This is a genomic window from Candidatus Egerieousia sp. (assembly GCF_056211015.1).
The window spans coordinates 1-8,277 of record NZ_JBAELF010000025.1; the positions used below are offsets into that span (position 1 = coordinate 1).

General features: G+C 48.2%; 7 protein-coding genes. All 7 read right to left on the minus strand.

Annotated features, from left to right (window positions below):
• Positions 1 to 210: 210 nt before the first annotated feature.
• The gene (locus tag AC06L3_RS01800) at positions 211 to 1,149 is read right to left on the minus strand and encodes a PP2C family protein-serine/threonine phosphatase (RefSeq protein WP_475668919.1); all 939 of its coding nucleotides are present in this window, start codon (positions 1,147 to 1,149) and stop codon (positions 211 to 213) included.
• Positions 1,150 to 1,167: 18 nt separating this feature from the next.
• On the minus strand, positions 1,168 to 1,749 hold the full coding sequence (locus AC06L3_RS01805) for an FHA domain-containing protein (RefSeq protein WP_475668920.1): 582 nt from the start codon (positions 1,747 to 1,749) through the stop codon (positions 1,168 to 1,170).
• 58 nt (positions 1,750 to 1,807) lie between these two features.
• A complete protein-coding gene (locus AC06L3_RS01810; protein ID WP_475668921.1) occupies positions 1,808 to 2,740 on the minus strand; it encodes a hypothetical protein in 933 nt (310 codons plus the stop codon).
• A 148-nt stretch (positions 2,741 to 2,888) separates the two neighbouring features.
• Positions 2,889 to 3,824 (minus strand): RNA-directed DNA polymerase, encoded by a 936-nt coding sequence (locus AC06L3_RS01815; protein WP_475668922.1) that lies wholly within the window; start codon positions 3,822 to 3,824, stop codon positions 2,889 to 2,891.
• Positions 3,825 to 4,364: 540 nt separating this feature from the next.
• Positions 4,365 to 5,078, minus strand: coding sequence for a four helix bundle protein (locus AC06L3_RS01820; protein ID WP_475668923.1), 714 nt, complete (start codon positions 5,076 to 5,078; stop codon positions 4,365 to 4,367).
• A 146-nt stretch (positions 5,079 to 5,224) separates the two neighbouring features.
• Positions 5,225 to 7,627: a PEGA domain-containing protein gene (locus tag AC06L3_RS01825; RefSeq protein ID WP_475668924.1), complete on the minus strand. Its 2,403-nt coding sequence runs from the start codon at positions 7,625 to 7,627 to the stop codon at positions 5,225 to 5,227.
• A gap of 426 nt (positions 7,628 to 8,053) precedes the next feature.
• Positions 8,054 to 8,277: hypothetical protein (locus tag AC06L3_RS01830; RefSeq protein WP_475668925.1), on the minus strand; the 224-nt coding region annotated here is incomplete at its 5' end.

The window sequence follows — 8,277 nt, forward strand, 5'->3', positions numbered from 1 at the left end:
AGATGAGGGGCACCGCCAGCTCGGCCCTTGCCCAGATAGAGAAGAACCTCTACGACGCCCCATACATGGCAGACCCAAGACCTAAGGTCAAGGTAGGCGTACGCTTCACTTGCGCAAAGCACACCATAACCAGCTGGAAAACAGCAAGGTAACGGGTCATGCGTGAAACCCTGTGTTCAGGCAAGTGGCAGAATGCCGCTGAAGCCATTATCAAAATATACTGAATTTCTTACACAGGTAAAGACTTATCCCTATAAAAACAATACAGGCCATTGCCAATATCATCACCTTCAACAGCGATGGTGATTCCCGGATGGCAGCCTGCCCTTTGCGCTCCTTGTCACCAGCATCGGTTGTCTCCATAACAGGAGTGTCCGACTCCTCCTTCTGTACTCCGGTAACGTGTATGAGAAAGGCTGAATGATTGTCATTGTTGTTTTCCGTAAGCGTGCGGAAGATGCCCACCTTCTGGCTGTCCTTCCTGCGCATGGAAAGAATGTTCACAATCTCCTTGTCCTCGGCCTGCTCAAGCATGCCGTCGCTGCAGATGTAGAACCAGTCACCGGACTTTATGTCGCTTATCTGCTCGATATCAGCCTCAGGCCTTCTTTCCAGATTCGGCTGAATGGCTCTGGTTATTATGTTCTTCCTGCGGTCTGTAAGTGCTTGCTCAGGTGTAAGGTAGCCCAGCTCCACAAGATCGTTCACAAGAGAGTGGTCCCTGGTTCTGAAAAGTATGCCTCCGCTCTCGGACCGCCTGTCGGCAGGACGTATGTGATATATTCTGCTGTCGCCTATGTGAGCCGCAAGGCAGCCTCCCCTGTGGAACTTGAGAAAGGTCATTGTGGTACCCATCTTCTTCTCCGCACCATCGTCCAGTTTGTCAAGCTCATCAAGCGCATAGGACAAGGCAGCCTTGAACATGTCCTCAGTGAAATATCCGTCCTCTACAGTATGTGAGCCTATGTATGATGACATGGCCTCACACACGGTTCTGGAAGCAACCTCGCCCTTTTCATGGCCTCCCATACCATCGCAAAGTATGAAGAGATCCCCTTCCGGGCTGGAGCCCTCCGGCCAGATGCAGTCCTCCTGATTGGACCTCTGGCCAAGTTCATGGATGGAATAAGCTTTTATTGCTGTTCTCATGTAATTCCTGTTATCCGTTTATAGTTCTGTGCTGTCATGAGAGCGTGCGGAATCACTGCTCTCCGCCACGAACCGGAGCACTGTTGCGGACGATTTGATCAGGTCGCCGTTGTTCAGTCCCAGTGCGTTGCCATCCGCAAGCTCCTCTCCGTTCACATAGGTCCTGTTCTTGTTCCTGTCATTGCTTATGAAGGCGTGCATGAGGCCGTCTTTCATGGACTTGACATCTATTATCATGTGCTCGCGGCTGAAGCCCATGTCCTCGCAGCCCTCGCCCCTGGTTATGGCAATATCGGCCTTGGGAGGTGTTGTGACTGTCATTCTCCCAACCTTGTTCAATCCTTCGTGAAGCCTGTACTGTATGCCTGTGTCCTGGTCAACGAGTTTCATGACCACAGCCTGCCTGTTTACCGCAATGCTGGTGCTGCAGTCCTCATCCTTGGCCTTTGACCCATCAACCGGGGTACCAACTCTCTTGAAATTCCCGTATATGTTCACGGTCTTGCATACAGGACATTTCACTTTCTTGCCTGAATTGTCCGGGCTGTCCTCAATATTGAGAACAGCACCGCATTCCGGACATTTGATCTTTATCTTCATAATTCAAGTTAATATAGACAAAACAATATAATCATTCCATTGTTTGAACTGCCTTGCATCAGAGTACAGCGTCGTTGGTATAATCTGCATCGGGTTCATACGGCTCGCTGGCGGCAATGTCAGGCTCATCCGGCTCTGGAACAATCTCTATGTCAGGATCCGCTACCGGCTCCTCGGCAGGTTCAGCTACCGGCTCTGCTACTGGTTCTTCAGCTGGCTCCTCAGTCGGCTCAGCTGCTACCGGCTCGTCTATAGGTTCCTCTGCAGGTTCTGCTACTGGTTCTTCTGCTGGTTCTTCTGCTGGTTCCTCTACTGGCTCTGCTGCTGGTTCCTCTGAAGGCTCCTCAGTCGGTTCCTCTGCTACCGGCACTTCTACTGGTTCTTCTACTGGCTCTTCCAATGATTCCTCCAATGGCTCTGCTACTGGTTCCTCCACATTCTCCTCTAAAGTCTCCTGAACATCTTCCTGCTGTGAAACTTCAGCATTCTCTTCAGTTTCTGCAATAACATCTACGTTATCTTCCACTTCTGCAGTCTCCTGAACATTCTCCTCTGCAGTTACATCTGCATTTTCCTGAGCGTTGAGTTCCTCCTGATAGTCCGTGGTGTATCTGTTGCCGTGCCACTCGAATACCTGTCCTGGCCCCATCTGAGCGCGTGCCTGTGCAAATGCCTCATCAAAAGTCATATCCTGCTCTTCAGACTGAACCTGATTCTGATTTTCCAGATTCTCCTGATTCTCCTGATTTTCCTCAGCCTCATTGTCCTGAGCATACAATTCGCTTCCAAGAACCGTGCCACCTATTCCAACGGCTGCTCCAGCCGCTGCACCAATGACAGCTTTCTTTACATTTGAATTGCTCTTTGGCTTTTCAACATTCGTTTTAACTCTGCCTTCAGCATTCCTTTCCTCTCCGAATACGGTCTCTTCATCATTAACATTTGCGTTAACGGCGCTTTTGCCTGTCTGTTTTGAATAATCGTTTTTCATGGCTTCTGTTTTTTTAAAAGATTAATACTCTGTTATTTGTTTTTTCTTTCTTGTACAAATTTAGTATGCCGCCAACACCATTCCAAACATTTCACGGCTTATTACACAAAACCCCCTGTTTACTTGACGAAATGCTGAAAACTCCTGATTACCACAATTTATATGTAAGAAAAGATTTGCCGAAATATCCGCTCCAATAGGCAGAAGGCACAAGCGGAACAAGACATTCCTTCCGTAAGTTATACGAACGGGAATGAGACAGTATTCCGAGAAATGAATTCATAGACCTCCAGATTGAATCAGGAGTGCTCATATTGAGAGCGGCAATCTTTTGTTTCATACGTTTGAGAGATCCATTTTCAGTGTATACTCTATATGGTTTAATATATGCCCCAAGAAAAGGCACGCCCCTATAAATTGAATATATCTGTATTTTGTCATTGTTAAGTTCAAGTTCCAACTCTTTTTCAAGAAAATCGGATATTGGTTTGATAAGACTCCGTAACTCCGATTTTGTAGCAGCAACAATGAAAAAGTCATCAACATATCTTCCGTAATATCTGCATCCAAGAACTTGTGTACAATACTTGTCAAGCTTGTCCAAATAAACATTGCTGAAAAGCTGCGAAGTCAGATTGCCTATTGGCAAACCACATCCCAAAGGGCTGCAAAAAAGACTTTTATTCTTCGGCAGTTTTCTCCATTCGGATAGCGCACCAACTCGTATGCAGTTCTTGACAGGATTGTTCAAAACTATTGTTTCAACTAGAAAATTCACAAGGGTTCCATATGATTCTTGTATTTGAAAGCATAATTCCTTACAAAGTTCCAAAAGCTTCTGACGATTAATCCGCATGAAATAACCTGATATGTCAAGTTTAAGCACAAAGCAAGCTCTTGAATAATTGTTGGACTGGCTCTTGATGAATTCATCCAATCGTTCTATCCCGTAATGTGTTCCTCTTCCCTTAATACAACTGTAGCTGTCTGTTATGAAATGCTTCACAAAATATCTATATACATAATTGTAAAGCAAATGGTGCACTATCCTGTCTTGAAAAGGAGCTGCAAACACTTCGCGCATTTTTGGCTCGTGAATGATGAAACATTCCGATCTGCCAGGATTATAGTTGAAATCAAAAAGCGAATCTCTCAAAGAAATTATCTTCCTTTCATAATTCAGTTCATACTTCAGCTGATACAATTTGTACCGCTTATGCCGTCTGGCATCTTTATATGCCCTGTACAAATCAACAGCCAGTTTGTGCCTTGACAAAGAAAAAGGAAGAAAAGCTTTTACTCTGGTAAATTCTGAGACAGCCCGCACTGATTGGCCATTTCTCCTGTTGTTGTTGTTCCAGTCAACATTGCTACTATTGAAGTTCAAGTTGTAAGCATTGTTGGAGTTGCTTGTGTTGAGTGACGAAGACCAGTAGTTGCCGTTTGACCCAACATTGTTGGAACTGCCGCCATTGCGATAACCAGCAGCCGGTGCGTGAATAATGGCAGTCATCTGATCCAGGGCATGTTGTTCGTTGCCACAGCCACGTTTTCCCCCTGCCGTATCAGACAGAAAGACAGACTGCATTTGTATTGAATTTACCCTGCTCACTGCTAATGTAGTCTATTGCATTGGCATTCCGGCAGGAGATTCTCCAAGCAAGCTTTTCTCCCATAAAGCCAATTGTCCTGATATAGAATCAAGCATTTCCATAAAATAAACATATCTGGAATCCTTGAGCTCTTTCAAATCGGCAAGCATTCTCAATGACATATTCATGCGCATCAATTCTATTCTTGAAATGTGCACAAGGTTGCGTTTATCTACACTTGAGGCCGCAAGCCTGATGTCAAGCAACATTTCCATTGCGGCTTTTCTTAAATCTTCTCCCAAAGAATAGCGATAAGTCCTTTTCAGATTGGAACACATTTGAGTAAGTTCCATTGTTGTTCTATATGCCAGACCATAAACTGGCAAATATTGGAATGAACTCTCGTAAGATTTCTTTGAACTCTCAACCAGCCTTGTTTTCCATTCAGTAAAACGTGTTTTTATGTCATCTGCGCTGATTTCAAGAAATACATCGTTGAAATCCTCGCCACAATTCATCTTATAACCGCCACACCATTTTGAAAGAGAGCCTATAGGAAAACCAACAGAAACTATATAATCATCCACCACTTTGAAGTAATGACAGGAAACTTTGAACCGGTTGACAAAGTTGACCAATAAAAATGCACTGATTTCATAAGCCTTATAAAAAGTGCCTTCCTTGTGCAAACGGATTACATTCCCTTGATTTGCGTGTTCAAATTCCAATATCTGTTTCTTTGTCATAAGAAATTAATTTTTCTAAAAAAATTTTTCCGCCATGCCTCTGTGGAGGCCCGGCGGAATGCGCCGCCCGAAAGGACGGCGAAGACCAAACCGCCCCGCGACAGGCGCCGGGCTTGCCGCTTTGGGACTTGCGTCCCTTAGCGGCATTATTCTGAGACAGCCCGCACTGATTGGCCATTTCTCCTGTAGATGAGGTTCCAGTCAACATCGCTACAATTGAAGTACAAGCGGTAAGCATTGTCGGAGTAGCTTGTGAGGAGTGACGAAGACCAGTAGTAGCCGCATGACCCAACACTGTTGGAACTGCCGCCATAGCGACAACCAGCAGCCGGGAGGAAGATGCTCCTGCCGTTGCGCTTGCTGGTGACCCTGTAACCGCTGTGGCCGTTCACAGTGGTCCACTGCCAGCTGCACTGCTCCTTGAGTTCTTTTATCTCGTCAAGTGTAGGCATACGCCAGCTGCCACCCCAGTTCACCCTTGCTGCATCGTCACTTAACTCAAGCCTTGTCCTGTTGTCCCTTGTGCCGCCCTGATTCTGATTGTACTTGGAGAAGCTGTCTCCAGTATTGTCATTGCAGTATTTCAGGTTCGCCCACGTGTATTCGCTCTTGGGGCTCGTCTCGCCCCAGGCAAAGTAGCTGCCGTAACCCTCCGGACTGCTGGCGCCTACGTTGCAGGTGGCCCATTTCACGCTCAAGCCCAGATCAACATACTCGTGGCCGTTGATCCTGTTCGAACTGGCCTGAACCACAGGTTTGGCCGGTGCAGGCTTCTCCTTCAGGACATAGCTCCTGTCCTGACGGCCCGCCTTGATCTCAAGACTGGCCGTGTACGGCTCGTAACCATCAAGAACTAGCCGCAGGCTGTGGCTCCCGACTTCCAGTCCCTCCAGAAGGTCGTCCGTGCTCCTGCCCGTGTTCCTTCCGTCTATCCATATCTGCGCCCCCTTTGGCGTGCTGTTTATCTTTACGCTGCCTTTTTCCTTTGCTTTTTCCTTAAGTGAAAGCTCAACGGAAACCCTCTTCCCCTCCTGTACGGTAACGCTTCTTCCAGCGTTGTCATAGCCTTCCTTCTTCAAGGTTATGTTGTGACTGCCGGCTTCAACGTCCTCCAATATCTCCGGAGTCTCCAATCCCGTATTCTTTCCGTCAAGCCATATCTGTGCTCCGTTAGGGGAACTGCTTACCTTAACGCTGCCCTTTTTCTCCTGAATTTCGGGAAGCTCAGGGGAAAGAGGCATTTCCGGCCTTGAGATGGCTGTTACGGGCTGCGCCTGCGTTGAATTAACGGCAACAAGGGTGGTATCGGAAAGGATTATGTCTCCCTCATCCGGATTTGGTCTCTCCCAAGGCTTCAATATCAAGAGCAGGGCAACGAGTGCCGCGGCGGCAATGCCGGCGGCAATTCCAAGCCAGCCTGCTGCAGGCTTGATTCTTTCAAGTTCGGCCCTGACCTCCACTGTCTGGCCGGCTTTTATGGTGACGCTGCGCTCAATGGCAGCATATCCGCCCTTCTCTATTCTCACGCTGTGTGTACCCGGCTCAAGCTTTATCTCCAGTGGACTTTCAGCACCGCCTGTCTGCCTGCCGTCTATTATAACTTTCGCTCCGGTTGGTCTCCATATTATCCTCAAGGTGCCGTGAGTGAGCGTTTCGTCTCCGCCGTCATTGTCCCCTGTCCGGCTGAGAAGGTTCATGAACTCCGTTACGCTTTGCGGTCGGTCCTCCTTTGCAATGCGCATGGCCTCCCTTATGGCGCCTATGGTGCTGCCGCTCACTCCCGCCGCTTCCAGATCTCCGGTGGGAAGGCCCTTGAGAAGGGCGGACGACTCCAGCGGGTGCTTTCCGGTGAGAAGATAATACAGCGTGGCTCCGAGAGAGTATATGTCAGTGGCCGCCGAATACGTGCTTCCATCCTCCTGCGCTATCTGCTCGAGAGGTGCATAGTACCTGCTCATCCCCAGCGGTGTGCTGCTGGTCAGATGGCCGTTGCTGTCTATGTGCTTGCTTATCCCGAAGTCTATGAGAACGGCGTGACCATCGTTGCCCAGCATGACGTTGGACGGCTTCACGTCAAGATGAAGTATCCCCTTCCCGTGTATGTATCCCAGGGCCTGCGCAAGCTCGCCTGTGTATCCTCTGGCGGCGTCCTCACCCAGGCGGCCTTTCTCCTGTACCAATGTGTGGAGGGACTTGCCCTCGAGGTATTCCATGACATAGTACGCCGTGCCGTGCTCCTCGAACACATCATATATCTTCACTATGTTGGGATGGTTGAAGCCGGCTATCATCCTCGCCTCCTTGATGAACTTCTCCCTGAACCTGCCCACCAGCTCCTTGCTGCCGGTGGAGGGAACGCTAACGTGGGAGGTGTCTGCATCCCTGTTGCAGTGCTCCTTCATGAAGAACTCCTTGATGGCAACCTTTCTCCCGAGGCTCACCTGCTCCGCCTCGTAGGTTATACCGAATCCTCCTTGTCCCAGTGTGCGGAGTATCCTGTATTTGCCGTCCTGAAGCATTGAGCCTGATTTCAATTCCGTAGTTTCCATATAGTCTGTCTTTGCTGTTTGATTGCTGTTTGCTGTTTGTATTTCCGTTACCGGACGCTTGCGCTTTCATTCGCATTTGCCATAAGGCTTTCCTGCACACAAAGTTACTCCATTAACCCGGCAATGCAATACAGGTTTCAACATATTTGACGAAATATGGGGTTTAAATGACAAAATGCCTTATTATTGATGACAAGTCACTTAACAGGTTCGTGGAACTGTTCCCTGAAGCAGGTTCTTGAAACTTTTCCCTGCTCGATTTATAGCAAAACTGATGTGCCGGGTGTAAAACAGAGCTGTTCACACCCGGGTTTTAGCAAAACGAGGTTGGTGGTAGTTGACATGGTTAAACCGAAAATCACCTGGCACGCTTACCATTGCCAGAGTGTGGTGTAGGGCATACTTGCGTTCCAGGTGAATTTCGGTTTAAGATTCTCGAATGTGGCGGGGTACCCAGACTGCAAAAGAAAATTTCCCCGGAAAGGAAATTTTCTCTTTGCAGCCGGTAGCCCCGCAGTCAGACGATGTTTCCTGGAACACCACGTTTTCCTGCCAAAGCTGCTTGCGGTAGATGCGGCTGGAATGCGGTACAAGGCATATGTGTGCAGGCAGACTGCCCAAAATGAGGGGTCTGCTTGCAATGATTGTGG

Coding starts and splice junctions, on each gene's coding strand:
- AC06L3_RS01800 (WP_475668919.1), bottom strand. CDS start 1,149: ATGAGAACAGCAATAAAAGCTTATTCCATCCATGAACTTGGCCAGAGG.
- AC06L3_RS01805 (WP_475668920.1), bottom strand. CDS start 1,749: ATGAAGATAAAGATCAAATGTCCGGAATGCGGTGCTGTTCTCAATATT.
- AC06L3_RS01810 (WP_475668921.1), bottom strand. CDS start 2,740: ATGAAAAACGATTATTCAAAACAGACAGGCAAAAGCGCCGTTAACGCA.
- AC06L3_RS01815 (WP_475668922.1), bottom strand. CDS start 3,824: ATGCGCGAAGTGTTTGCAGCTCCTTTTCAAGACAGGATAGTGCACCAT.
- AC06L3_RS01820 (WP_475668923.1), bottom strand. CDS start 5,078: ATGACAAAGAAACAGATATTGGAATTTGAACACGCAAATCAAGGGAAT.
- AC06L3_RS01825 (WP_475668924.1), bottom strand. CDS start 7,627: ATGGAAACTACGGAATTGAAATCAGGCTCAATGCTTCAGGACGGCAAA.